Raw genomic sequence first — 25,926 nt, forward strand, 5'->3', positions numbered from 1 at the left:
GCGCACGCGCCAGCGGTGACGATTCATGACGTGGTGATGCCCCGGTGCATGGACTTGCCGCGGCGACATGGTGCGATCGAACGATTTACCATCTGCACTACCCCTTACCCTTGGTACTGCTGGCGGACGGCCGGTTGCCGGTCGTCATCCCTTTTGATGTCCTGGTGGACGTCCCCTGCGAAAAGGTCGAATAGATCCTTCTTGCGCCCTCCGGCGCGTCGTCTTATTGACGGCGGTCGTTGGAACGTAGCAGCAGGAAAATGCGAACGTCAATCGTTTGACGCAAATTTCCGTGCCCTCCAAACATACGTGCGGGAAACCCCGCGCAAACGATGATCAAACGTCTGGATAGGTTTTCAATTCATAGCCTTGCGTGACAATAACGTCCTGTTACATCTCTACAACAATGGTCTCAAAGCGAAAAAAATCATGGACTTGATCGATATCGGCGCCAACCTGACCCACGATTCCTTTCGTCAAGATCTTGACGCCGTACTGGCCCGTGCGACGGCCCACGGCGTGGGGAAGATGGTCGTCACCGGCGCTTCACGTGAAGGCAGCACGCACGCCCTCGAACTCGCCCGCGCCCACGCCGGACGCCTCTACGCGACCGCCGGGGTGCACCCTCACCATGCGATCGACTACGACGAGGAAACCCATGCGCTGTTGCGCCGGCTCGCGAAGGAACCGGAAGTTCGTGCGGTCGGTGAAACCGGGCTGGACTACAACCGCAATTATTCGCCGAGGGACGTCCAGCGGGAGGTGTTCGAACGTCAACTGGAGATTGCCGTCGAGGTGGGGAAGCCCTTGTTCCTTCACCAGCGCGACGCCCACCACGATTTCCTCGCCATCCTGAAGCGATATCGCGATCGCGTCCCCGCGGCCGTGGTGCATTGCTTCACCGATACCGGCGAAGCACTGCGCGACTATCTCGACCTGGACTGCCACATCGGCATCACCGGCTGGATCTGCGACGAGCGCCGGGGCGCGCACCTGCGCGAGCTGGTGAAGATGATTCCCGCAGACCGGCTCATGCTGGAAACCGACGCGCCCTACCTGCTCCCGCGCACGATCCGCCCGATGCCGAAGGATCGTCGCAACGAGCCGATGTACCTGGCACACATCCGCGACGAGGTGGCGAGGGATCGTGGCGAGACGCGAGAGGCATTGACCGAAGCAAGCGTGCGCACGACGGAAGCCTTCTTCCACCTCGCCACCTGACCGCTCGCCCCCCGAAGCAGTACACCGCGTATCCAACCATCTGGACGGATCGTCAGCCCGAGTGCAACCCCGTCAACGCCGCTTCGGCGAGATCCACCTCGCGCAACAATGTCTGCAAGGTTTCATCGTTGATCTCGTGGCTGCGGCGTAGCGCATACAGCTCGCGCCGCTCCGCACGTAATGCGGCCAGCCGCATCACGCGTTCCGTGCCTGCCTCGGCGCGCGCCTTCTCCGGCACGTCGCCTTCCTCGCCCGCGGCCTCGAGCCGTTGCTGGTAATCCGCCATGACGCGAGCGGCGACGCGCGAGGCCAGTGCCACGGCATTCTCGTCGCCACCGGCCTCCACGCGCTGCTGTTCACCCGCGATGCCGCGCAACGCCGCTTCCGCGGCCAGTGCCCGCGCCTTGCGCTCCTCGCGCACACGCGGGTCTTCGCCGGGAATCTTCAATCCCTTCACGGACAGCGGCAGGCCGATCGCACCGAACAGCAGCGTGCAAAGGATGACGCCGGTGGCGAGAAGGATCATCAGGTCGCGCACGGGGAACGGCACGCCATCGCTTTTCATCAGCGGCAACGAAAGCACGCCGGCCATGGTGATGGCCCCACGCACGCCCGCCAATGCCGTGGTCCAGACCAGTCGCGTACCGACTTTCGGACGCTTCTCACCGCGATGCAGCGCACGCATCAGCATGAAGCGCAACGACACCCACACCCAGATGAAACGCAACACGACGAGCGCCAGGGTGATGGCGACCACGTACGCAGGCAGGTGCCACATCGCCCCACCACCCGCCTGGACAAGGTCGTTCTTCGCGCCGTCGACGATGCCTGGCAACTGCAGGCCGAGCAGGAGGAAGATCAGGCCGTTGAAGGTGAATTCCACCATCGACCACACCGCGCCGTTCTGCATGCGCGTCGCGACATAGCCGCCCTTGAGCACATCGGTGTAGTTCATGGTCATGCCCGCGGCGACGGCGGCCAGGATTCCCGATACGCCAAAATGTTCCGCGAGCAAATAAGCGGCAAAGGGAAGCAGGAGCAGCAGGGCTACCTGGCTCGCCGGATCGACCTCGTCGCTCCACCGCACGAGGCGCCGGCGGAAAATGCCGAACACGTAGCCGACAAAGGCGCCGGCGGCCACGCCGCCCAATGCCATCACGGCGAAATCGCCCGCCGCCGCCGCGGGCGAGAACCGGCCCGTGAGCTCCGCCGCTATCGCGAACTGCAACACCACGAGGCCTGAAGCATCGTTGAGCAACGCCTCGCCAGAAAGGATGTGCATCAGGCGTGGCGGTATCGTCGAATCGCCGGTGATCGATGTCACCGCCACCGCATCCGTCGGCGACAAGACCGCCGCGAGGGCGAATGCCACCGCGAGCGGCACGGTGGGAATCATCCAGTGCACGAAATAACCGATGCCGAGGATGGTGAAGAACACCAATCCGATGGCGAGCGCGAGGATCGGACCGCGCAACAGGAACAGTTCGCGCTTCGGGATTCGCCAGCCATCGGCGAACAGCAACGGCGGAATGAAGAGCAGGAAGAATAGTTCGTGGTCGAATTCCACGTGCATGCCGAATGGCCGCGCCAGCAGGGCCCCCAAGGCGATCTGCAACAGTGGCAATGGCAACTTCACCGGCAAGACGCGGACAACCGCGCCGGAAAGGGCGACGACCAGGAGAAGCAAGAGGATGGTGATGACGAGATCCATCGCGCGACGCTATCCGGGGCGGCGCGGACAGGCAACCTGCGCCATGTCGAAAGCCAGCCGAAAGGGCATGAATTTACGAATGGATTCGTAATTACCTGCTTAGGATTTATTCCTATTGTTACGTTGTGTGACAGGGGTTTACGTTGATTTCACGCACCGCCTCCATGCGGTCGCCACTTTTGCGCCATGGATGACGTCCTTGCTTGCACGAGTTCCAGGGGAGATCGCGATGCCTTATCCGTTCAGGACAGTACCCCCTTCAGGAGGTGGCGGACGCCCACGTTCGCCATGAGGCCGCGCGGCCTTCCGTCGCCTTAGCGAGCGGGATGGTCATGCGGAACGCCATAACGAGGTAGTCACTTCCCGCCGATGCATCGGCGGAACGTTCGCGTGCCGCGCGGACGCGGGGACGCCTTGGCCGTCATTTCGTCACGCGTTACTTCAGGAGGGTAGTTCATGCAGCACGTAACCTCATCATCGACCGCGCCGCGTCGAAGGCTCGCCCTTGCCGTGGCTTTCGCCATCGCCGCCGGCAGCACGGGCGGCGCGTTCGCGCAGAGCAACGCCACCGGCTCGATCTTCGGCTCGGCGGCGCCGGGTGACACGATACATATCGAGAACACGGCCACGGGTCTCCGCCGCGACATCACCGTGGACGCGAGCGGCCGCTATCGCGCCAATTCCTTGCCCATCGGCACGTACGACGTCACCCTGATGCACAACGGCGCCGCCGTCGACACCCACAAGGGCGTCCAGACCCAGATCAGCCAGAGTACCGACGTTTCCTTCGCGGCGACCAACGCCGACGCGACGACGCTGGGAAGCGTGCAGGTCACCGCCAACAGCCTCCCGAGCATCGACGTCAGCTCCGTCGATTCGCGCACCGTGCTCAGCGCCGATCAGCTGGCCAAGCTACCTATTGCGCGTACGTCGATCAGTTCGATCGCCCTGCTCGCTCCCGGCACGACGTCGGCCGCGCGCGGCTATGGCAACGCACTCTCGTTCGGTGGCTCATCGGCCTCGGAGAACGCTTATTACATCAACGGCTTTCAGGTCACCAACCCCCTGACCGGCGTGAGCTCGCGCCAGCTTCCGTATGACGCGATCGACCAGGAGCAGGTGTTGATCGGCGGCTACGGCGCCGAGTATGGCCGCTCCACCGGTGGCGTCATCAACGTCGTGACCAAGCGTGGCTCGAACGAGTGGAAGGGCGACGTGCAGGTGCTCTGGTCGCCGGAAGCACTCGCGCAGGAACCGCGCAATGTCTATCTCCGCAACGGCACGCTATACCAGCGCGGCAATGCCTACGCCCAACGCGATTCGGAAAACCTGCAGTATTCCGGCTCGCTGGGCGGCGCCCTGGTGAAGGACAAGCTGTTCATCTTCGCCGCCGCGGACTGGATCCGCCAGACCGGCAACTATACCGGCCCCAACTCGGTCAGCGACGACGAGAAGGATACGGCGAAGACGAAGCGCTGGCTCGGCAAGATCGACTGGAACATCACCGACAACAACATCCTCGAACTGACCGGCATTGGCGACACCGAAACCACCGACGCCTCCATCTTCGCGTACAACTACAACACCGGGCGCGGCGATTACCTCGGCCACCAGTACACGAAGAACTACAACGGCACGCAGACGAACGGCACGCCCGGCGGCGAAACCTATATCGCCCACTACACCGGCTATATCACCGACGACCTGACCATCAACGCGATGTACGGCCGCGCGCATTCCGACCACGAGCAGAACGTGGATGGCGCGTCCGGCGTCGCGTGTCCCTCGATCACCGACTCCCGCGTCGAGTTCATCAACAACAAGCAGACCGGCTGCACGGTCGGCGCCACTTCCACCCTCCTTCCCGGGTCCAAGGACAGCACGAAGGGATGGAGCGCCAACATCGAATACCGGATCGGCGACCACGATCTCCGTGCCGGCGTCGACAACTACGTGCTTCGCGCCACCTGGGGGTCCATACCCGTGGGCGGCACGTCGTACACGTACAACGACGTGGGCGACGGCAGCGTCATCCAGCAGCGCCTGATCAACCTCGGCCTCGATCCCGGCCTGTACAACCCGGCGGACTTCCCCAATGGCTATTACGTGGAGTCCACCGCGCTGACCACCGGCACGTCCGCGCGGACCAACCAGCGATCGCAGTTCGTCGAGGACAATTGGCAGATCACCGACCGCTGGCATGGGTATATCGGCCTGCGCAATGAACAGTTCTCCAACTACAACGGTGTCGGCGAAGCCTATGCGCGCGCTCGTCACCAACTCGATCCCCGTCTCGGTGTATCCTGGGATGTCTACGGTGACAGCTCACTGAAGATCTACGCCAACGCCGGACGCTATCACCTCGGCCTGCCGACGTCGGTGGCCGTACGCGGCGCCGGACCGTCGACGTATCCATCGCAGTACTTCAGCTTCACCGGCATCGATCCCGCCACGGGCATCCCGACGGGGCTGGGCCAGGGGGCGTACTCGAACACTTATTACCTCAACGGCGCCAACGGCACCCCTCCCGATGCGAAGACCGTCTCGGCTCGCGACCTGCATTCGTATTACCAGGATGAGTACATCCTCGGCTTCGACAAGCAACTCACCGACAACTGGGTCGTGGGTGCCAAGGCCATGTATCGCAGGCTGCGCAGCCTGATCGACGATACCTGCGATTCCGCACCGCTCCAGGCCTGGGGCGATCGCAACGGTCTCAGCGACGAGGTCGCCGCCGGCATCGCGAGGAGCACGGGTTGCTGGCTGTACAACCCGGGACGCGCGAACACCTTCGTGGTGTCGCCGGCGGCGGGACAGTACATCGACGTTCCGCTTTCCGCCGCGGATATCGGCGAACCGAAGCCCAAGCGTTCGTACTACATGCTCGACCTCTACGCCGAGCACCAGTTCAGCGACAAGTGGTACGGCAAGATCGACTACACCTACTCGCGCAGCTATGGCAACTCGGAGGGACAGCTCGATTCGAACATCGTCCAGGCCGACGTATCGACCACCGAGAGCTGGGATTTCCCGCAGATCATGGAGAATACCAACGGCGACCTGCCAAACGACCATAAGCACCAGCTCCGCGTCTACGGTACCTACGCGCCGACGGAAGAATGGCAGTTCTCCACAGTGAGCCGCGTCACCTCGGGCGCACCCGTCAGCTGCCTGGGCATCCGTCCGCTCTCGGCCGGTGGCGACCCTTATGGATACGGCGCCAACTACTTCTGGTGCAACGGGGAGCCAGCGCCCCGTGGGTCACGTGGACGCACGCCGTGGACGTACACCATGGATGTGAGCGCGGCATGGAAACCGGCTTTCGCCGATCACAAGCTCACGTTCTCCGCGGACATCTTCAATCTTCTGGGTAAGCAGCAGGTGACCCAGTACTTCGAGACGGGTGAGACCTCGAACGGCCTGGCCAATCCGAACTACAAGCGCGCCCGGTCGTTCCAGGACCCGCGCTATGTCCGCCTCGGCGCGCGTTACGACTTCACGCTCTGACCTAGAAGAAGAAAAGCGACACTCCCCAGATTGGCCGCTCCGCCTGGAGCGGCCTTTTTTTCATTTCATTGCTCCTTCATGTCTCCGGAAGGCAGTGAAAATCTTTCGTTCCGCATGAAAACTTTTTCATCTTCGCCTTAACGCGCCCCGCATCTTCCTGCGCCATCCATACGGACAACCGCATTCCTCCGCCACGTCGGCCTTGCGATCCGGGCATCCGGCCCTTGCGCCCGCCGCGCTCACAAGAGGGACAAGAACTTTCGTTCATGCAACTCGCATTGAGTGCCGATGTCGGCCGGGCGTAGTTTGCGCTCGCTTGTTGCAGTTTCGTTAACGGCGATACGCGGCGCATCGATGCGGAGGAGATCGACGCCATACAGGGGCCCGGACGGCCATCACGTGAACCACTCCGTTCCGTTCGTCGAGGGATGACGGGACGACTTGAAGCATTTGGCCAATGGCCGGGGAGATCACCATGGATTCGCGTTACTCAATGGAGCGCACCAGGCGGCGCTCGTTATCGTTCGCCATCGCGCTCGGCCTCGGCCTGGTCGCCACGGGCAGCTTTGCGCAGAGCACGGTCGGCGCCGTCTACGGCACCGCCGATGCCGGGGCGCAGGTCACCGCCACCAATACGGGAAGCGGGCTGAGCCGTTCCGCCACCGTCGGTGGCGATGGCCGCTTCAACATTTCGTCGTTGCCTCCGGGCGACTACAAGATCACTTCCACCAAGGGTGGCCAGAGCTCCACGCGCGACATCCAGATCGTCGCCGGCCAGGGCTTCAACCTGAACCTCGCCGCCGGCAATGCGGCTGGCGCGGCCAATGCGAATGCGCAGGACCTGACGACCGTGTCGGTGACGGCGAACGCGCTGCCGCCGATCGACATCACCTCGAGCCAGACCAACACGGTCATGACCTCGGAACAGATCAAGCAGCTGCCGCTGGCGCGCAACCAGACCGCCGTGGCCCTGCTCGCACCCGGCGCGACCAAGGGCGACAGCGCCTTCGGCAACCTGGCCTCCTTCGGCGGCGCGTCCGTCGCCGAAAACAGCTACTACGTGAACGGCTTCAACGTCACCAACTTCTTCCAGAGCCTCACCTATTCGCAGGTTCCGTTCGAGGCGATCGACCAGGAGGAAATCCAGGACGGCGGCTACGGTGCCGAGTATGGCAATTCCACCGGCGGCGTGATCTCGGTGAACACCAAGCGCGGCACGAACGAATGGAAGGGCGGCGTCGATTTCACCTGGGACCCTTACCAGTTCCAGGCCAAGCAGCCCAACATCTACTTGCAGAACGGCAGCCTGCTGCAAAACAACCGGCACAACAGCAACTACGTGGTCGGCAACAACAACACCGGCAACGCCACCGACTTCGGCCAGCGCTGGAACGCGTGGCTGGGCGGTCCGCTGATCAAGGACAAGTTGTTCATGTTCGCCCTCGTCGGCGGCACGCGCACGGCCGACGAGCATTACGGGGATTCCTCGGGTAGTGGCAACTTCAACAAGACCACGATCAAGGACCCGCGCTACCTGGTCAAGCTGGACTGGAACATCAACGAGAGCAACATCCTCGAATACACCGGATTCAGTGACAGCAGCACGCAGCAGCAGAGCATCTACGGATACAGCTACGACGCCGACGGCCAACCGCATCGGGGCGACTACCTCGGCCAGGTCTACGACAAGACCGGCGGCATGAACAACATCCTGAAGTACACCAGCTACATCACCGACGATTTCACGATATCGGCGCAGTACGGCAAGAGCACCAACCGGCGCGACGAACGCGCCACCACGGCCGATGGCACGCTGGAAGAATACGACGGCAACATCTTCAACGCGGCCAACTCGCCCGGCTGCCCCCTGATCGTCGATAACCGCATTCCGGTCAGCAACGGCGGGACCGCCGCCCCGCACTGCTCGTTCACCAGCGGGTTCCTCAACACGCCCGACGGCGAAGACAAGCGTAACGCCGGCCGCATCGACTTCGAGTACCACCTCGGCGACCATGAGTTGAAGGCCGGTTGGGCGCGCGACCACTTCACCACCGACACCGGTACCGCCTACGAGGGCGGCAGCCGCTGGACGTACATCTCCCAGCCGGAAGCCATCCTCGGCCACGCACCCGGCCTCGATCCGGCGGACAGCGTCGTCGAACAGACCGTGTTCGCCACCGGCGCGAAGGTGGGCATCACGCAGAAGTCGTACTACCTGCAGGACAACTGGCACATCACAGACAACTTCGTCGCCCGCATCGGCGTGCGCAACGACGGCTTCGAGAACACCAACAGCCTCGGCCAGACCTATGTGAAGCAGGTGCACAGCTGGCAGCCGCGCCTTGGCTTCTCGTGGGACGTGCATGGCGATTCGACGCTGAAGATCTATGGCAGCGCCGGCGACTATTCGCTGCCGCTGGACGGCAACGTGGCCCTGCGCGGCTCATCGGCCTCGCTGTACCAGAACCAGTACTTCAGCTACACGGGCATCGATCCGGTGACCGGCGCACCCACCGGTCTCGGCGCCTTGCCCGCGGCGTATGCGGCGGCCTTCCCGTCGCGCACCGGCATCATCTACTCGAACGGCGAAGCCGGCGTGGTTCCGAATCCGGGTGCCGTCGCCACCAAGGACCTGAAGCCGTTCAAGCAGCGTGAGTTCATCCTGGGCGCGCAGCAGCAGGTCGCCGACTGGACCTTCGGTGCCAAGGCCATCTACCGCAAGGTGCTGACCGGCATCGACGACTCCTGTGACTTCCGTCCGATCGCCAAGGCGGCCAACGCGCAGTACGGGCTCAACCTCGACACCACGAGCCTGACCCCCGCCGACGCCAACGTCCCCGGTTGTTACATCTTCAATCCGGGCAGCTCGGTGACACTGCGTACGCCGGTGGATGCCACCGGCACGCTCTACGACATCCACCTTCCGGGCGTGGACGTGGGTGAGCCCAAGTACAAGCGCTCCTATCTCGCGTTGCAGTTGACCGCCGAGCGCAACTTCGACAACACCTGGTACCTGAAGACGTCCTATGTCTTCTCGCATACGCGGGGCAATGCCGAAGGTGGCGTCGATTCCAGCAACGGCCAGGCCGATACCGGCACGACCGAGTTGTTCGACTATCCGGAGATCATGGCCGGTTCGAACGGCTACCTGCCGAACGATCGCAAGCACACGTTCAAGATCTACGGCGCGTGGCAAATCAACGACGAGTGGCTCGTGGGCGCCAACGGCGTGTTCCAGACCGGCCGTCCGGAGAACTGCTACGGCCTGAACCCGATCGACTCGCAGGTGGTCGGCGGCTACGGCTCGGGCGCGTACCTCTACTGCGACGGCATGGTGGTCCAGCGCGGCTCGGTCGGCCGCACGCCGAGCTACTGGAACATCGACCTGAACGCTTCGTACAAGCCGGTGTGGGCGAAGGGCGTCACTCTTTCGGCGAACGTCTTCAACGTCTTCAACAAGCAACACACGACGTCGATCAACGAAGTGGGCGAGGACGACAGCGGCAATTCACTCTCCGGAAGCACGTACAAGATCCCCACCAGCTTCCAGCAGCCGCGCTACGTGCAGCTGTCCGCCGAGTACGACTTCTCGCTCTGACGCTCCACCACAAGAAGACAACGGCGCGCGCCCCTGGCGCGCGACCGATGCAACCTCCCCAGATCGCCGCCCGCTCCCACGGGCGGCTTTTTTTTAAGGCGTCGATGGAAGGCTTTGATGGAAGCCGGCCCAGGTAGGAACCGGCCTGGTGGGAACCGGCCTGGTGGGAACCGGCCTGGTGGGAACCGGCCTGGTGGGAACCGGCCTGGTGGGAACCGGCCTGGTGGGAACCGGCCTGGTGGGAGCCGACTTTGTCGGCGGTCCCGCGGCAGCGGGCCAGGTTGCAGCAAGCACCCATCGCCGACAAAGTCGGCTCCCACCAGGGTCGAGTTCCCACACCGAGTGCCCGGGCGTATTGCCGCCTACCAAGCAACCTCAAGCGACGGCGACACCGCGACGCCGAAGGTAAGGCACGAGGACGAAGCAGGCGACACCCATCAGCATCACCACGATGCCACCCCACACGGCGGGCTCGAAACGCTCGTCGAACACGAGGTACGAGGTGAAGATGCCGGACACCGGCACGATCAATGACAACGGCGCCACCGATGTCGCCGGGTATTTCTTCATGAGGTTGTTCCACACCATGTAACCGAACACGGTGGTCACATAAGCCTGGAACAGCACCGACCCGGCCGCCCGCCAACTCACTCCGTGAGCAAGGGCTTGAAAGGGAGCCAGGCCGTGGACAACATAGGTGAGGATGAACAGCAGCGGCGCGGAGAACACGCTCGACCAAGCGACGAACGCGATCATGTCGGCCGGCTTGTGCCGCTTCACGATGAGGTTGCAGACGCTCCAGCTGAACGCCGCCAGCAAGACCAGCGCGATGCCGACGGCGGTGGACGTACCTTCGATATGGCTTATCACGATCACCAGGCCAGCCGCCGCCAGCAGCATGCCCACCCATTGGGGCGTGTGGATGCGTTCGCGAAGGAACACCGCGCTCGACAGGACGGTGAAGAACGCGCTGAACTGCAACACCAGCGATGAAAGCCCTGGCGACATCCCCTTGGCCATGGCCAGGTTCACGACCCACCAGAGGCCGACGCCGAACAGCACGCCGTACGCCGCCAATGCCGCGACGGGCACGTCACGCGGCCGGCGCAGGAACAACACCAACGGAAACGCGGTGAAGGTGAAGCGCAGTCCGGTAAGGAGGAAGGGATCGAGGTCGCGCAGGCCCACCTCGATCACGGAAAAATTGCTTCCCCATATCAGTGCGACGAGTACGCCCAAGAGCAGGTCTGCGGGTTTCATGGCTCGCCATCGTCTTCGAAGCGCAGGTGCTTCACGCTGCGGCCGTGGCGGCGGACGAGCTTCAACGCTTCGACGCCCACCTTGATATGCCGTTCGACGAAGGTGGCCGTGACCGCGGCGTCGCTGGTTTCGGTCTTCACGCCTTCCGGGATCATCGGCTGATCGGACACGAGCAGGAGCGCGCCGCAGGGGATGTGGTTGGCGAAGCCGGCGGCGAAGATGGTCGCGGTTTCCATGTCGATCGCCATGCTGCGGGTGCGGCGCAGGTATTCCTTGAAACCGTCGTCGTGTTCCCAGACCCGGCGGTTCGTCGTGTAGACGGTGCCCGTCCAGTAGTCGTGGCCGAGGTCGCGGATCATGGTGGACACCGCGCGCTGCAACTGGAACGCCGGCAGGGCCGGCACTTCCGGCAGGAGGTAGTCGTTCGAGGTGCCCTCGCCCCGGATCGCGGCGATCGGCAGGACCAGGTCGCCGATGGCGTTCTTCTTCTTGAGGCCGCCGCACTTGCCCAGGAACAGCACGGCCTGGGGTTCGATCGCGCTGAGCAGGTCCATGACCGTCGCCGCGTTGGGGCTGCCCATGCCGAAGTTGATCAGCGTGATGCCGTCGGCCGTCGCGTTGGGCATGGGCCGGTCGCGCCCGTGCACCTCCACGCCGTGCTCCAGGGCGAAGCGCTCCACGTAGTGGCCGAAGTTGGTCAGCAGGATGTGCCGGCCGAATGCCTCCACGGGCGTGCCCGTGTACCTGGGCAGCCAGTTGGAGACGATCTCGTTCTTGGTTTTCATGTCGAATCCGGGTGCGCATGCGCCGGCGGCGTTCGCCTTTGCCTGCCGACGGCGCGGTTACCGGCGACGCCACGCCGGCGGAGTGCCAAATTCATTCGCGCAAGTGTAGCATCCGGCCCAGCGGGGCAAGCCGGGACGCATCGGGTGTTTCGGGCGCCGCGGGCCGTCAGGCCTACGATGGGGGGTGGTGCCCGATGCGAATCGGCGTAGCGATCGACGCGGCCTGCGACCTGCCGCAGGATTTCCTGGAGCGCAACGGTATCGCGGTGATGCCCATCGCCGTGAAGGTGGACCTGCAACGCTTCAAGGACGACCGCGACCCGGTCGAGATCCAGCGTTTCCGCAACCAGAAGCTGGGCAGCCGCAGCCATTCGGCCGAAACCGAGGCAAGCTCGGTGGAAGACGTGCAGAACCTCTTCCTCCAGCGGATGGTGAAGGAATACGACTGCGTCGTCTGCCTCACCATCATGGCCACGCGCAGCCCCATCCACGACAACGTGATCAAGGCGAGCTTCGCGATCCTCAAGAACTACCGGCCGGTCCGCGAAGCCGCCGGCATCGGCGGCCCCTTCCTGATGCGCGTGGTCGATACCCGCAACATCTTCGCCGGCTCGGCACCGGTGGTGGTCGAGGCGGTGCGAACGATCCAGGCGGGCAAGTCCCCCGCCGAGGTACGCGAACGCGCCGCCCATATCGCCGATTGTTCCTACGGCTACATGCTGCCGCGCGACCTCAACTATCTCCGGTCCCGAGCCCGCAGCAAGGGCGACCGAAGCGTGAGCTTCCTGAGTTCCATGCTCGGTACCGCGCTGGATATCAAGCCGATCCTGCGCGCGCACAAGGGTGAAACCGGGCCGGTGGGCAAGGTCAGGGGCTTCGAGCATGGTGCACAGACGTTGTTCGACTACGCCGCGAAGCGCGTGCAGGCCGGTTTGCTCGTGCCTTCGCTCTCGCTCAGCTACGGCGGCGATCTCGACGACATGCGCAACCTGCCCGGCTACCAGGCGCTCACGCGCGTTTGCGCCGAGGCCGGCGTGGAGATATTGGAGAGCCCGATGGGTATCACGGGCATGGTCAACGTCGGCGAAGGCGCGATGACACTCGGCCTCGCTTCCGAAGAACACGTGGCCGAGTTCTGAGCATGCTTCCCCTGCGCGTCCTGCTCGCCGCCCTCGCCCTGGCGACGGGCGGCGACGTGGCGGCGGAAACCGTCTACAAGTGCCAGGCCGGTGGACAGACGATCTACCAGCAGACACCCTGCGCGAAGAATCAGCGCCAGCAGGCGATCCAGCTGCAGGACTCCGCACCGGCGGACGGGCGCGTGGCACCGATGCCCGGGCCGCCGCCATCGCGCGAGGCGGTCGACGAGACACCCCCGCCGGCGGCACCCGTGGCCCCGGCTCCCGTGCTCTACGGTTGCATCCGCGCCACCGACGGCAAGCCGTACACCAGCGACAACGGGCATCCCGAGCCATACATGGCGCCGCTCGGCGTGCTCGGCGCCATCACCCCGTCGCTCGCCGATACCTATGGCAACCGCGACGCGGCGGTCGCTTCCGCGCCGGAACTCAACCGCGGCAAGGGCAATGCGGCGGCGGTGGCGACCAGCAACTACGTATGGGTGCAGGACCAGTGCCGCCGGCTCAGCCCCGCCGAGGCCTGCCAGGCCTTGCGCGGCGACGCCGAGGCGAACCAGCGGCTGCTCCGCAACGCGTTCAAGAGCGAGCGCGCTCCACTGGAGGCGAAGGATGCACGGCTACAGGCACAGTTGAAGGGCTGCGGGTAGGCTGCTGAAGGCTTGCCGATACCCGATGGCGGGAGCCTCAGCCCTTGTGGAAGCTGCCGCTCCTGTGGGAGCCGCTGTTCTTGTGGGAGCCGCTTCAGCGGCGATGGGGGCTTGCATTGATCCGGCCCGCTGCCGCGGGATCGCCGACAAGGTCGGCTCCCACAAAGACCCGGCTCACTATGGGTGGCTCTTGTGGAAGCCGCTGCTCTTGTGGAAGCCGCTGCCCTTGTGGGAGCCGCTTCAGCGGCGATGGTTGCTTGCCGCAACCCGGCCCGCTGCCGCGGGATCGCCGACAAGGTCGGCTCCCACAAAAGCTCGATCAGGCTGCTGCCACCGCGAGTCCGGACACCACGCCCAGCGAGGGGTCGCCTTCGACCATGGGAATGCCCGGGAAGCTGTCGCGTACGGCCGCCTTCACGATCGGCGAGCGCGAGGTGCCGCCGGTGAGGAACACGCTGGCGGGCACGCCGGGCCATTCCTCGCGGACCTCGGCGAGCAGGCGCTGCATGCGGTGGATGAACGGCTCCACCGCTTCGTCCATGTCGGCGCGAGCGATGCCCACGCCGAGGCCGTGTTCGAGGAAGCCGAGATCGGCGTGGGTGTCGTCGACGATGCTCAAGGCGATCTTGCTGCGCTCCGCGACCTGGTTGAGGCGTGTCGTGGCGCCCGGCTGCTGCAACGCGCGCAACCGCGACTGCCAGGGTTCGTCGACCATGCGGTAATCCTGGCGGCGGAACTCGCGCTGCTTCGGCAGGTTGTGCACGCTGGCCGCTTCGACGAAATGATGTACGGGCACGCGGGTGACGTTGTTGCCCAGCTGGGGCATGAAGCTGTGCATGCTGAGGTTGATGTCGAGATCGGTGCCACCCTTGGCCAGGCCCCACGTGCGGACGATCCGGGGCAGTTCATCGCCGCCCAGCTCGGCGAAGGCGACGTCGGTGGTACCGCCGCCGATGTCGACGATGAGCGCGGCCTGCCGTGTCGTGAGCCGCTTGTGGTAGTGCATCGCCGCCGCCGCGGGTTCCTCCAGGAACGAAATGCCGTCGAAGCCCGCCACGGCGGCCGCTTCGCGGAGGATCTCCACCGCCTGTTCCGATCCCTTCTCGCCCATGGAACTGCGGAAATGCACCGGCCGTCCGATCACCGCGGTGCGCACGGCCTCGCCGAGCTGGCGGCTGGCGGCGAGGCGTATGTGCTCGAGGATGTGCGTGGCGATGTGCACGATCACCTTGCGCACTTGCGGATCGAGGCGATAGCCCAGCATCGACTTCGGCGATTCGATGAGGTTGCCGTCGCCGTACTCGAGATAGGCTTCGACGGCCTCGTCGCCGAACAGCGCATGCTGGAAGCTTTCCACCGTCGCGGTCGGCGATTCGGCGGCGCGGCGCTCCATCCACTGGCGGCGCACCGTGCGCAACGCGTCGCGACGCAGTTCGTTGTCGCCGCGTTCGACGAAGGCGCCACCGCGCTGCTGCGCTTCCGTCGCGAACTGACGCTGCTGGGCGCGTGCCGAGCGGATGTGGGCCTCGACCTGGGCGTCGAGTTCCGGCGTCAGCTGGAAGTCGTTCGGATCGGGCACCACTTCGGGAAAGAAGACGGCCGTGCGAAATTGCCTGGCCTCGCCGAAGTGGATCAGGGTCAGTTCGTCGCCGACGAAGGTCGCGGCGGCGGAATAGCTCGTGCCGAAGTCGATACCGATGTTCATGGGGCTCTCGGGGGCAAGACAGGCGGGCGGCATGGCGCGGCGGCGCGCCGGCGGCCCCGGGGAACCGCCTATCTTAAGGCCTCAGAAGCCGTAGCGCAGGAATCCGCCATCCACGGCGACGACTTCGCCGGTGACGTAGCTCGATGCCGGCAGGCAGAGGAAGGCCACGGCCCCGGCCACTTCCTCGGGCTCGCCGATGCGGCCCATGGGCGTCCGCTCCAGCACTTCCTCCAGGTATTCGGAGTCCGCGAGCGCGGGCTCGCTGCGTTGCGTGCGGATGTACCACGGCGCCACCGCGTTGACGCGGATGCCGTCCTCCGCCCATTCGACCGCGAGGTTCCGGGTCATCTGGTGCAGCGCGGCCTTGGTCATCCCATAGGGTGAACCTGTACGTACATGCGTGATGCCGGAGACCGACCCGACATTCACGATCGCCGCATTGGCGTGCTGGACCAGGTGCGGATAGGCCAGCCGGCTCATTTCGAAGGCGGAGAACACGTTCAGTTCGAAGAGCGCGCGGTATTCGTCCTCCTCGTAGTCCAGCGTCGGACGCGGCGTGTTGCCACCGACGTTGTTCACCAGGATGGAAAGGTTCATGCCAAGGTCGACGATCCAGTCGAACACGGCCAGGCGGTCCTCGTGGTCGGAGAGGTCGGCCGCCATGCCCAGCACTTCCACGTCGGGACATTCCTCGGCCAGTTCGTCGCGCACTTCCTGCAGGACGAGTTCATCGCGCGCCACCAGCAGCACGTCGGCGCCGAGGACGGCCAGTTCGCGCGCGCAGGCGTAACCGATACCCTTGCTGGCGCCGGTGACCAGGGCGGTGCGCCCGTCGAGGCGCCAACTGGAAAGTCGTGGATGCATGTCGGTCTCCTTTGGAACGATCGTACAAGGTATCGCCGCCGGCTCCGAGGGGCCGGTATGCTCGGGAACATGGATACTTCGACACCGCTGCTCTCCATCGACCGCGCCACCGTCCTCCGCGAAGGCCGCGCGTTGCTCGACAGGTTTTCGCTCACCGTCGCCCAGGGCCAGCACACGGCCATCCTCGGGCCCAACGGTTCGGGTAAGTCGACCCTGGTGAAACTGATCGAACGACGGGTCTACCCGCTCGTCCACGACGACGGCTCGGCCGTGGTGCGCATCTTCGGACGCGATCGCTGGAACGTGGCGGAGTTGCGTTCGCTGCTCGGCGTCGTCTCGTCGGACCTTCGCCGGGAGTTCGAGGCCAGTAACGAGGTCGCGTTGAACGCCGTGCTGTCCGGCTTTTTCGCCTCGATGACGCTGGGCCTCGACCACGCGGTCGACGATGGCATGCGCCGGCGCGCCGTGGAGGCACTGGAACGGGTCGGTGCGTCGCACCTGGCGGCACGCGACGTCTCGACCTTGTCGACCGGCGAGGCGCGTCGCGTGCTGATCGCCCGGGCACTGGTCCACCGTCCCCGGGCGCTGCTGCTGGACGAGCCCTGCGCCGGACTCGATCCCGGCACGCGCCGGCGCTTCCTCGACCTGTTGCGCGAACTCGCGCGCGACGGCACCACCTTGTTGCTGGTCACGCACCATGTCGAGGAAATCGTGCCGGAGATCGGCCACGTGGTGATGCTGCGCGACGGCGCGTTGTTCGACCAGGGCGCCAAGGAGCGGCTGCTGGCGGACGAGCACCTGTCCGACCTGTTCGGCTGGCGCATGGAAGTGGAACGGACCGACGGTTTCTACGGTGCGCGATTGCGCTGACCCGGTAGCCGCGCGAGACTCGGGTCAGCCCCGGAGGACCGCGTCATGATCCGTATCGCACTGCCCGTCGTGGTCGCGCTCGCTTGCGTGGCCTGTTCGAAACCACCGCAACCGAACGAGCCGCCGGCGCCACAGGCGCGCGTCGAAACCCCGTGGGATTCGATGCAGGCGCAGAAGAAGAAAGCGCAGGACGTGCAGAAGGCCGTCGACGACCAGGCCAAGGCACAGGCCAAGGCGATCGAGGCACAGGCGCAATAGCCGGGTTATCGCTGGCAAGGTCGGCTCCCACCGGGTAGCGATAACCTGGTGGGAGCCGACCCTGTCGGCGATGCTCTCGATCAGCGCGGCGAGCAGAAGCAGTAAGCGTAGACCTGGGGCTTACCGGCTTCCGCCGTGCGGAACAGCGCCCATTCCGGCGCCAGGCGCGGTAGCTGGGCGACCCACGAGGGCAAGCGCAAGCCCCACGACATCGCCACGCGGGCCTCGGAACTGTCGCCGATGCTGGTGAGGAAGCGCTCGAACGCGCCCATCGGTTTTTCCGCATAGCGCACGCTGAAGTCCTTGCCGAGGTTCGCCTGCTGCGCGGCATCGCGGATGGCATCGTCGAGGCTGCCCATGCGGTCGACGAGGCCGCGCTCGAGCGCCTGCTGGCCGGTCCAGACACGGCCCTGCGCGATCGCGTCGATGGCGGCGAAATCCTTGCCGCGCGCCTTCGCCACGTTGCCGACGAAGTCGCGATAACCCTTGTCGATGATGCTCTGGATGAGCACGCCGACGTTGGGGTCGAGCGGGCGGGTCATGTCGAAGGCGCCGGCGAGCGGACCGGTGGCGACGCCGTCGCTCTTCACGCCGATCTTGGCGAGGGTGTCGGGCACGGTGAAGAACATGCCGAAGATGCCGATGGAACCGGTGATGGTGTTCGGCTCGGCATAGATCCGATTCGCGTTCATCGAGATCCAGTAGCCGCCGCTGGCCGCCACGTCACCCATCGAGACCACGACCGGAATACCGGCTTCACGGGTGAGTTCGACCTCGCGGCGGATCTGCTCCGCCGCGTAGACCTCGCCACCCGGCGAGTTCACCCGCAGCACGAGCGCGCGCGTGCGGCGATCGTTGCGCACCGCGCGGATCAACGCGGCGGTGGAATCGCCGCCGATCGTGCCTTGCGCTTGTTTGCCGCCGGTGATCTCGCCCTCGGCGACGACCACCGCCACGCCGGGACCGGTCTGCAGCATGTCGACGCTGGACAGGCCGCGATCGGCGAGGTAACCACCAAGATCGACCTGGCGGAAACCCTGGTCCTTCTTCCCGGCGGGCACGCCTTCCTTGCGCAGCATCTGCGTGAACTGTTGCTCGGTGGCGATGCCGTCCGCCAGCTTTTCCTCCACCGCCAGCTCGGCGAGGCTGCCCTTCGCGTCGCGCACGCGCTCGGCGAGGCCATCCACGTCGGCCCGCAGCGCGGTGGGATCGAGGTGGCGCATCGTCGCCACCTCGTCGATCCAGGTGGTCCACAGCCCACCCAGCCAGAACGCGTCGGCTTCCTTCGATTCCGGCGACGCGTGGTCGAGGATGAAGGGCTCGGCCGCGCTCTTGAACTGGCCCACGCGGAAGAGATGTACCTGCACACCGAGGCGGTCGAGCATGTCCTTGTAGAACAGGCGGTAGTTCGCGAGCCCCGTGGCCATCACGCCGCCCTGCGGGTCGAGGTAGACCTTGTCGGCGTGAGCGGCAAGGTAGTACTGGCCCTGGTCGAGACTGGCCGCCCAGGTGAGCACCGGCTTGCCCGTGGCGCGGAAGCGATCGAGCGCGGCGCCCACTTCACGCAAGGCGGCGAAGCCGCCGGCCTGCAGCTTGTCGGGCCGGAGCACGATGCGGCTGACACGATCGTCCTTGGCGGCCGAGTCGATGGCGCGGACGAGGTCGCGCACCTGCACCTGCTTCACGCCATCGCCGGACATCCGGTTCACGGCGCGAGAGAACGCGTCGGCGCTGTACTGCTCCACCAACGCCCCTTCCGGCGCCAGCACCAGCACGGTCTTGTCGTCGATCCGGCTCGCCCGTCCGCCGACGAACAGCAGCAGGAGGAACACCGCCAGCAGGCCGAAGAAGATCACGTTGATGATCACCAGCCGGGTGACGTTGATGCCACGGCCGAGGCCACGCATGAATCGGCCGAATCCTCCACCGCGGCGCGGCGGCGGGACCGGCTGGGGGCGGCCCGGCAGGGGCGGCGGCACGGTGTCGTAGCGATCCGGCATCTAAGCGGTTTCCTCAATGATTGTGCGCAGCGTAGCGCGTCGGTGCGTTGGCATCACGTGTGGAATGGCATGGGCTTCGCGATGTCGGGATCGTCGCGCCAGCGGCCCTTCGCGCTGCTCCGCCAGAACCGCGCGAAAAGCAGGATAGCCGCCATGCTGAGACCGGCGATCAAGCCCATCCACATGCCACGCGCGCCCAGGCCATGGCCGAAGGCCAGCCACCACCCGATCGGCATGCCGACGATCCAATAGGCGAACAAGGTGATGCCCATGGGCACGCGGGTGTCCTTGAGGCCGCGCAGCGCGCCGTTCGAGGCCACCTGGATGCCATCGGAAAACTGGAAGAAGCCCGCCAGGATGAGCAACTGCGACGCGGTGGCGATCACCGCCGCATCGTGGGTGTACAGGCTGGCGATCGCCGCCGGGAAAAGCAACATCGTGCCGGAGGCGACGAGCTGGGTGACCAGGACCAGCGCGATGCCGGAAAGGCCGGCATAACGCACGCCCGCCACGTCGCGCCGCCCGGCCGCGTTGCCGACGCGGACGGTGATCGCCATCGACAGCCCCAGCGGGATCATGAAGGCCACCGAGGCGACGTTCAGCGCCACGTGGTGGCTCGCGGTGACCGTCTCGCCCAGGCGGCCGATCAGCAGCGCGACCGCGACGAACAATCCCGCCTCCATCAGCAGGGTCACCGCCATCGGCAGGCCGACATGCAGGAGCTGGGCGATCTGCCGGCGGTCCGGCCGCGCCATGCGCCCGCGCAGGTTGAGGTCGCGGTAGTTGCGGTGTTTCAGCACATAGATGGCGAAGCCGAGCATTTCCAGCCAGAGCACGATCGCGGTCGCGATGCCGCTGCCGCGCGCGCCCATCACCGGGAAGCCGAGCTTGCCGTACATCAGCACGTAACCCAGCGGCGCGAGCACGACGAGCCCGCCGAAGCTGAAATACATCGACGGACGTGGCATCGACAGGCCTTCGGAAAGCCCGCGCAACGCGAAATAGGTGGTCAGTGCCGGCGCCGCGAAGCAGATGGCATGGAGGAAGGCCTCGACATCGGCGCGCATGGATTCCACGACGCCGAACAGCACCATCAGCGGCGAAGCGTGCCAGACACCGATACCCAGCAGCACGCCGAGGCCCCAGGCGATGTACAGGGCCTGGTGGAATACCGGCCCCACCTCGGCGCGGCGGCCCGCGCCATCGAGCTGCGCGACGGTGGGCGGCACCGCCATCATCGTGCCGATGCCGGTCACGATGGCCAGCACCCAGATGTTCGCGCCGGTCACGACCGAGGCTTGCGTGTGCGCGCTCTGGTGGCCCGCGAGCACGGCGTCGACGACATTGGTGCCGATGGCGGAGAGTTGGGCGACGATCATCGGCAAGGCCAGCCTGACGGTGGCGCCGATCTCACGCCGCGCGCGTGCGCGGTCGATGGACATGGGAAAAGTGGCGAAAGGTGGCCGCCCATTGTAGCGGTTGCCGTGCCATCATCCGAATTCGCAAGGGGAAAACTCGGGGAACCTGGGAATGAACGAACTGAAGCCGTCGCTCGGCCTGATGTGCGCCAACTGCGGCGCTGAGCTGAAAGGCGAGTTCTGTCACGCATGCGGCCAGTCCATCAAGAGCGTCATCCGGCCTGTCTCGCACATGCTCGAAGACGCCGGCGACCTGTTCTTCCACCTCGACGAGCGCATCGTCCACACGCTGCCGCCCCTGTACACGAAGCCGGGTTTCCTCACCCTCGAGTACTTCGCCGGTCGCCGCGTCCGCTATATCGCGCCGTTCCGCCTGATGTTCGTGTTCTGCCTGCTGGCCTTCTTCTTCGTCCACCTGGCGATCAGCGACACGCATATCGGCGGGGCTGACAACGGCGCGGCGGCGAGCGACGATATCGCCGCGTTCCAGCAGGCGGCCACGCCAGAGCGGGTGCGCGAACTCTATCGGGAGCAAAACCGGGATCTGATCGAGGCGATGGAGGCACCCGGCCTCCCGGCCGCGGCAAGGCCAGGCCTCGAAGTCGCCCGCGACCTGGTTCGGGAGGCGGCGAATCGCCGTCTGGTGGAACTGAACGCCGAGCCGATCGCCGCGGACCCCGCGGAAGTCGCAGGTTCCACCCAGGCCCCGGGCGATAAACGCCCGCGGGCCGGAGGCTGGCTCAGTCGACCGACCGTCGTCGACATCGCCTGGCTGCCTGACGCGGTGACGCGCCGCCTCGCCGTGGGCATCGCGCACCTGAAAGCGAACATCGTGCAGATCCAGGCGGGTGGGCCGCAAAAGGAAGAGGCCGTGCGCCGGATGATCGAGGGCTTCTTCTCGGTGATCCCGCAGACCCTGCTCGTGATGATCCCGGTGTTCGCGCTGATCCTGAAGCTCTTCTACGCGTTCCGCCGCCGGCTCTACATGGAACACATCATCGTGGCCCTGCACAGCCATGCCTTCCTGTTCATTTCCCTGCTCGGCCTGATGATCCTCGGCTTCGCCAAGGAGGCCATCCGTCCGCACGCGGCCTTCGCCGGATCGGTCATCTCCCTGGTCCAGGCGGCGATGTGGGTGTGGATGCCGATCTACCTCCTGCTGATGCAGAAACGGGTGTACCGGCAGGGTTGGCCGATGACCCTGCTGAAGTACTGGCTGATAGGCAGCGTCTATTTCTGGCTGGTCCTGTTCGCCCTTTCGGTGGCCGCCCTCATCGCTGCGGCGCACTAGGATTTCTTCCTAGGAGCGGGTGGTTGTGCACAGGGCAGGAGATGCCTTCGCGTTTGTCAAGGCTCGATGGACAAGTAGTGAAGGCTTGCCGGGACCCGATTCGTAAGTCAATGAATTAGAAATATATTTCAGCTTGGTTAAAATGTACCCAAGCTAACCCCAATGGCTCAACCATGCGCCTTGGATGGGCCCCATCCGAAGCTCATCCACAGAGTTATCCACAGGAGTTGTGGATAACATGGAAAGCGTTCTCGGGGCGGGCACTTAGCTCCTGTTCCTCTTTCGGGGGATGTCATTCTTAGGCAAACCCATGTGTGGATGGTCAATCATTGACCAGCAAAATCGGCATATGCCATTAAACTAGGCCTCGCATGACCGCCGTCCTCCGCGTCGCCCTTCCCGTCCCCCTGCTGACCCTGTTCGACTACCTGCCCCCCACGGCGGGTGAAGCGAAGGCCGGTTCGCGCGTGCGCGTTCCCTTCGGACGCGGCGAGATGGTCGGCGTGGTGGTCGATCCGGCCGCCGAGGCCTCGGTGGGGGCCAAGCGCTTGAAGCGCGCCAGCGAGGTGCTCGACCCCTACCCCCTGCTCGACGCCGAATTGCTCGCGACGCTGGCCTGGGCCGCCGACTACTGGGCGGGTGCTCCGGGCGAGGCCTTCGCCAACGCCCTGCCCCTGGCCCTGCGCGAACCCCGCCCGCTGCCAGCCACGGGGCGGGAGGTGTGGGCGCTGACCACGCAGGGTCGCAGCGCGCGCGACGCGAAGAGCCGCAAGGGCGGCTCGGCCAGCCTGCTGGAAGCGCTCTACGAGGGACCACGCGCCGCCGACGAACTCGCTTTCGCCCTGCCGGCATGGCGCGCCGCCGCGAGGCGCCTGGTCGAGGCAGGACTCATCGAGAAGCTCGAACTCGAGGAAGCCTCGCTTCCCGCCCGGCCGGCTCCCGGCCCGGCGCTGAGCGAGGAACAGGCCGCCGCCGTCGCCGCCATCGGGGAGGGCTTCGGCGGTTTCCAGCCTTACCTGCTCGATGGCGTTACCGGCAGCGGCAAGACCGAGGTGTATCTCGCCCTCATCGAGCGCGCCTTGGCCGACGGCAAGCAGACGCTGCTGCTGGTGCCCGAGATCGGGCTCGCGCCGCAAACCGTGCGCCGCCTGCGCGAGCGGCTGGGCGTGGCGGTGGAGGTGCTCCATTCCAACCTGGCCGAGGGCGAACGCGCCCGCGCCTGGCTGCGCGCCCGCGACGGCACGGCGCGGGTCGTGCTCGGGACACGCTCGGCGGTATTCACGCCGCTCCCGAACGCCGGCCTGATCATCGTCGACGAGGAACACGACGCCTCCTACAAGCAGCAGGAGGGATTCCGGTACCACGCCCGCGACCTCGCACTGGTTCGCGCACGGGCGCTGGACGTGCCGGTGGTCCTGGGCTCGGCCACGCCATCGCTGGAAAGCCTCGGCAACGTGGAGGCGGGACGCTACCGCCGCCTCGTGTTGAGGGGGCGCCCGGGCGCGTCCCACCCCACCCGCGTGCGGATCGTCGACATGCGCGCGCAGCGGCTGGACCATGGCTTGTCGCCGACGCTCGTGCACGCCGTGGCCGAGACGGTCGCTCGCGGCGAGCAGGCCCTCGTGTTCCGCAACCGCCGCGGCTACGCGCCGGTGCTGCTCTGCCACGATTGCGGCTGGCACGCCGACTGTCCGCGCTGCGAACGGCCGATGACCCTGCACGCGGGACGGCGCCGCCTGGTCTGCCACCACTGCGACAACATCATGCCGGTACCCGCGGCCTGCCCGGCCTGCGGCTCGGCCAACCTCAGCCCCCAGGGCCAGGGCACCGAACGCCTGGAGGAAGCCCTCGTCGAGCGGTTCCCGGACATACCGGTGGTCCGCATCGATCGCGAGACCACGCGCCGGCGAGAGGCCTTCGGCGACATCCTCGATGGCCTGCGCGAGGACAAGCCGGCGATCCTGGTCGGCACCCAGATGCTGGCCAAAGGCCACGACCTGCCCAATCTCACGCTCGTCGCCATCGTCGGCGTCGACGAAGGCCTGCACAGCGTCGATTTTCGCGCCGGGGAGCGACTGGCCCAGCTCGTCGTCCAGGTGGCCGGTCGCGCAGGACGGGCCAGCAAGCCGGGCAGCGTCCTCCTGCAGACCCACCACCCCGACCACGCCATGCTTCATGGCCTGCTCCGTGGTGGTTATCCCGCCGTGGCCGCCACCTTGCTCGAGGAACGCCGGTTGCTCGAACTGCCGCCTTACGCGCACCAGGTGCTGCTGCGTGCCGATGCGCTGGGCCGCGCCGAGGTCGACGATTTCCTCGCCCAGGCGCACGCGGCCATCGGCGCTCCCGGCGACCTGCGCATCGCCGGCCCCATGCCCGCGCCCATGCCGCTGCGCGCGGGGCGGCACCGGGGGCAACTGCTGGTGGAGGCGGAATCGCGCGCGCGCCTCCACGGCTTCCTGAGGCCGTGGCAGCACGCCCTCGCCGGCCTGCCGGCGGCGCGCAAGGTGCGCTGGTCGCTGGACGTGGACCCGATCGATCTCTATTGAGCGAGCGGCGCCTGTGCCCTGCTCCGCTTGATTCGCACCGGGCGCGCTCACACATCATGTGGATATCGCTGAACCGATACCTTCGGATGCCTACATTTGCGAGGCGATCGGCGCGACAATGAAAGTCTTAACCAGGTAACGGGACCCCGAACGTGACCACTCAGCTCGAGCAACTCCGCAAGATCACCACCGTCGTGGCCGACACCGGCGACATCACCGCGATCGCCAAGTACAAACCGGAAGACGCGACCACCAATCCGTCGTTGCTGCTGAAAGCCGCCGGCATTCCCGCTTATTCGGGCTACATCGACGAAGCCGTGCAGTGGGCCAAGGGCCAGGGCAACAGCCGCGACCAGCAGCTGGTCGACGCCAGCGACCGCCTGGCCGTGCTGGTGGGACGGGAGATCCTCAAGATCGTCCCGGGCCGCGTTTCCACCGAAGTGGACGCACGCCTCTCCTTCGACACGAAGGCGTCGATCGACAAGGCCAAGCGCCTTATCGGCTTCTATGAAGAGATCGGCATCGACAAGAAGCGCATCCTGATCAAGCTCGCCTCCACGTGGGAAGGCATCCGCGCCGCGGAGCAGCTGCAGAAGGATGGCATCGACTGCAACCTGACCCTGCTCTTCAGCTTCGAGCAGGCGGTGGCCTGTGCCGAGGCCGGCGTATTCCTGATCTCGCCCTTCGTGGGCCGCATCTTCGACTGGTACGTCGCCAACACCGACAAGAAGACCTATGCGCCGGCGGAAGATCCGGGCGTGCAGTCGGTCCGCCGCATCTACGACTGGTACAAGCTGCATGGCTACGAGACCGTGGTGATGGGCGCCAGCTTCCGCAATATCGGCCAGATCCAGGCGCTCGCCGGCTGCGATCGCCTGACCATCTCGCCGGAATTGCTCAAGGAACTGGACGAGAACACCAGCGACCTGCCGGTCGCCCTGAAGGACAGCGGCCGCCGCGAGGATCGCCCGGCGAAGATCGACGAGGCCAAGTTCCGCTGGGGCCACAACGAGAACGCGATGGCCACCGACAAGCTCGCCGAAGGCATCCGCAAGTTCGCCGCCGACCAGCGCAAGCTGGAAGAGCTGCTGGGCGCGAAGCTCTAG

17 protein-coding genes are annotated in these 25,926 nt (G+C 65.8%); 10 read left to right on the forward strand and 7 right to left on the reverse strand.

The features are described from left to right. The first annotated feature begins 429 nt into the window (after nt 1–429). On the forward strand, nt 430–1,221 hold the full coding sequence (locus ACR9Y6_RS13430) for a TatD family hydrolase (protein WP_481281734.1): 792 nt from the start codon (nt 430–432) through the stop codon (nt 1,219–1,221). A 52-nt stretch (nt 1,222–1,273) separates the two neighbouring features. On the opposite strand, the gene ACR9Y6_RS13435 is transcribed toward ACR9Y6_RS13430, so the two are convergent. Next, nucleotides 1,274–2,932, reverse strand: coding sequence for a Na+/H+ antiporter (locus tag ACR9Y6_RS13435; RefSeq protein WP_481281735.1), 1,659 nt, complete (start codon nt 2,930–2,932; stop codon nt 1,274–1,276). 456 nt (nt 2,933–3,388) lie between these two features. Between ACR9Y6_RS13435 and ACR9Y6_RS13440 the strand changes: the two genes are divergently transcribed. Beyond that, a complete protein-coding gene (locus tag ACR9Y6_RS13440) occupies nt 3,389–6,439 on the forward strand; it encodes a TonB-dependent receptor (protein WP_481281736.1) in 3,051 nt (1,016 codons plus the stop codon). 475 nt (nt 6,440–6,914) lie between these two features. Next, entirely contained in the window at nt 6,915–10,037 is a 3,123-nt protein-coding gene (locus ACR9Y6_RS13445) for a TonB-dependent receptor domain-containing protein (protein ID WP_481281737.1), read from the forward strand. A 375-nt stretch (nt 10,038–10,412) separates the two neighbouring features. Here ACR9Y6_RS13445 and ACR9Y6_RS13450 read toward each other — a convergent pair whose 3' ends face one another. Together ACR9Y6_RS13450 and ACR9Y6_RS13455 are read right to left on the reverse strand one after the other, a co-directional pair. Then, complete coding sequence (locus ACR9Y6_RS13450; protein WP_481281738.1) at nt 10,413–11,297, reverse strand: EamA family transporter; 885 nt, start codon at nt 11,295–11,297, stop codon at nt 10,413–10,415. Next, a complete protein-coding gene (locus ACR9Y6_RS13455; RefSeq protein ID WP_481281739.1) occupies nt 11,294–12,082 on the reverse strand; it encodes an AMP nucleosidase in 789 nt (262 codons plus the stop codon). The genes ACR9Y6_RS13450 and ACR9Y6_RS13455 overlap by 4 nt, the downstream gene beginning before the upstream one ends. 194 nt (nt 12,083–12,276) lie before the next feature. Here ACR9Y6_RS13455 and ACR9Y6_RS13460 point away from each other — a divergent pair, with 194 nt between their 5' ends. Both ACR9Y6_RS13460 and ACR9Y6_RS13465 read left to right on the forward strand, forming a co-directional pair. Beyond that, nucleotides 12,277–13,221, forward strand: a complete 945-nt coding sequence (locus ACR9Y6_RS13460; protein ID WP_306848005.1) for a DegV family protein — start codon at nt 12,277–12,279, stop codon at nt 13,219–13,221. Between the two features lie 2 nt (nt 13,222–13,223). Then, nucleotides 13,224–13,868, forward strand: coding sequence for a DUF4124 domain-containing protein (locus ACR9Y6_RS13465; RefSeq protein WP_481281740.1), 645 nt, complete (start codon nt 13,224–13,226; stop codon nt 13,866–13,868). Nucleotides 13,869–14,187: 319 nt separating this feature from the next. Here ACR9Y6_RS13465 and ACR9Y6_RS13470 read toward each other — a convergent pair whose 3' ends face one another. Beyond that, nucleotides 14,188–15,573 (reverse strand): Hsp70 family protein, encoded by a 1,386-nt coding sequence (locus ACR9Y6_RS13470; protein WP_481281741.1) that lies wholly within the window; start codon nt 15,571–15,573, stop codon nt 14,188–14,190. A gap of 81 nt (nt 15,574–15,654) precedes the next feature. Next, nucleotides 15,655–16,437, reverse strand: coding sequence for an SDR family oxidoreductase (locus ACR9Y6_RS13475; RefSeq protein ID WP_481281742.1), 783 nt, complete (start codon nt 16,435–16,437; stop codon nt 15,655–15,657). A gap of 69 nt (nt 16,438–16,506) precedes the next feature. On the opposite strand from ACR9Y6_RS13475, the gene ACR9Y6_RS13480 reads away from it, so the two are divergent. After that, nucleotides 16,507–17,307, forward strand: coding sequence for an ABC transporter ATP-binding protein (locus ACR9Y6_RS13480; RefSeq protein WP_481281743.1), 801 nt, complete (start codon nt 16,507–16,509; stop codon nt 17,305–17,307). A 45-nt stretch (nt 17,308–17,352) separates the two neighbouring features. Beyond that, nucleotides 17,353–17,565, forward strand: coding sequence for a hypothetical protein (locus ACR9Y6_RS13485; RefSeq protein ID WP_481281744.1), 213 nt, complete (start codon nt 17,353–17,355; stop codon nt 17,563–17,565). 80 nt (nt 17,566–17,645) lie between these two features. Here the strand turns inward: ACR9Y6_RS13485 and sppA are convergent, their stop codons facing one another. Together sppA and ACR9Y6_RS13495 are read right to left on the reverse strand one after the other, a co-directional pair. After that, nucleotides 17,646–19,565 (reverse strand): signal peptide peptidase SppA, encoded by a 1,920-nt coding sequence (gene sppA / locus ACR9Y6_RS13490; RefSeq protein ID WP_481281745.1) that lies wholly within the window; start codon nt 19,563–19,565, stop codon nt 17,646–17,648. A gap of 53 nt (nt 19,566–19,618) precedes the next feature. Further along, nucleotides 19,619–21,007 carry an MATE family efflux transporter gene (locus ACR9Y6_RS13495; protein ID WP_481281746.1) on the reverse strand — a complete coding sequence of 463 codons (1,389 nt, stop codon included), beginning with the start codon at nt 21,005–21,007 and terminating at the stop codon, nt 19,619–19,621. Between the two features lie 88 nt (nt 21,008–21,095). Between ACR9Y6_RS13495 and ACR9Y6_RS13500 the strand changes: the two genes are divergently transcribed. The 3 genes from ACR9Y6_RS13500 (at nt 21,096) to tal (ending at nt 25,926) form a co-directional block, all read left to right on the forward strand. Beyond that, nucleotides 21,096–22,274: a DUF3667 domain-containing protein gene (locus ACR9Y6_RS13500; RefSeq protein WP_481281747.1), complete on the forward strand. Its 1,179-nt coding sequence runs from the start codon at nt 21,096–21,098 to the stop codon at nt 22,272–22,274. Nucleotides 22,275–22,645: 371 nt separating this feature from the next. After that, a complete protein-coding gene (locus ACR9Y6_RS13505; RefSeq protein ID WP_481281748.1) occupies nt 22,646–24,820 on the forward strand; it encodes a primosomal protein N' in 2,175 nt (724 codons plus the stop codon). Nucleotides 24,821–24,972: 152 nt separating this feature from the next. Continuing rightward, nucleotides 24,973–25,926: a transaldolase gene (gene tal / locus ACR9Y6_RS13510; RefSeq protein ID WP_481281749.1), complete on the forward strand. Its 954-nt coding sequence runs from the start codon at nt 24,973–24,975 to the stop codon at nt 25,924–25,926.

It is taken from the genome of Luteibacter sp. TLI7-4A, from assembly GCF_056754745.1.

Bases quoted from the DNA above. Each gene is read 5' to 3' on its own strand.
- ACR9Y6_RS13495 (WP_481281746.1), bottom strand. From the start codon at position 21,007: ATGTCCATCGACCGCGCACGCGCGCGGCGTGAGATCGGCGCCACCGTC.
- ACR9Y6_RS13450 (WP_481281738.1), bottom strand. From the start codon at position 11,297: ATGAAACCCGCAGACCTGCTCTTGGGCGTACTCGTCGCACTGATATGG.
- sppA (WP_481281745.1), bottom strand. From the start codon at position 19,565: ATGCCGGATCGCTACGACACCGTGCCGCCGCCCCTGCCGGGCCGCCCC.
- ACR9Y6_RS13430 (WP_481281734.1), top strand. From the start codon at position 430: ATGGACTTGATCGATATCGGCGCCAACCTGACCCACGATTCCTTTCGT.
- ACR9Y6_RS13480 (WP_481281743.1), top strand. From the start codon at position 16,507: ATGGATACTTCGACACCGCTGCTCTCCATCGACCGCGCCACCGTCCTC.
- ACR9Y6_RS13475 (WP_481281742.1), bottom strand. From the start codon at position 16,437: ATGCATCCACGACTTTCCAGTTGGCGCCTCGACGGGCGCACCGCCCTG.
- ACR9Y6_RS13485 (WP_481281744.1), top strand. From the start codon at position 17,353: ATGATCCGTATCGCACTGCCCGTCGTGGTCGCGCTCGCTTGCGTGGCC.
- ACR9Y6_RS13435 (WP_481281735.1), bottom strand. From the start codon at position 2,932: ATGGATCTCGTCATCACCATCCTCTTGCTTCTCCTGGTCGTCGCCCTT.
- ACR9Y6_RS13465 (WP_481281740.1), top strand. From the start codon at position 13,224: ATGCTTCCCCTGCGCGTCCTGCTCGCCGCCCTCGCCCTGGCGACGGGC.
- ACR9Y6_RS13445 (WP_481281737.1), top strand. From the start codon at position 6,915: ATGGATTCGCGTTACTCAATGGAGCGCACCAGGCGGCGCTCGTTATCG.
- ACR9Y6_RS13460 (WP_306848005.1), top strand. From the start codon at position 12,277: ATGCGAATCGGCGTAGCGATCGACGCGGCCTGCGACCTGCCGCAGGAT.
- ACR9Y6_RS13500 (WP_481281747.1), top strand. From the start codon at position 21,096: ATGAACGAACTGAAGCCGTCGCTCGGCCTGATGTGCGCCAACTGCGGC.
- ACR9Y6_RS13505 (WP_481281748.1), top strand. From the start codon at position 22,646: ATGACCGCCGTCCTCCGCGTCGCCCTTCCCGTCCCCCTGCTGACCCTG.
- ACR9Y6_RS13440 (WP_481281736.1), top strand. From the start codon at position 3,389: ATGCAGCACGTAACCTCATCATCGACCGCGCCGCGTCGAAGGCTCGCC.
- ACR9Y6_RS13470 (WP_481281741.1), bottom strand. From the start codon at position 15,573: ATGAACATCGGTATCGACTTCGGCACGAGCTATTCCGCCGCCGCGACC.
- ACR9Y6_RS13455 (WP_481281739.1), bottom strand. From the start codon at position 12,082: ATGAAAACCAAGAACGAGATCGTCTCCAACTGGCTGCCCAGGTACACG.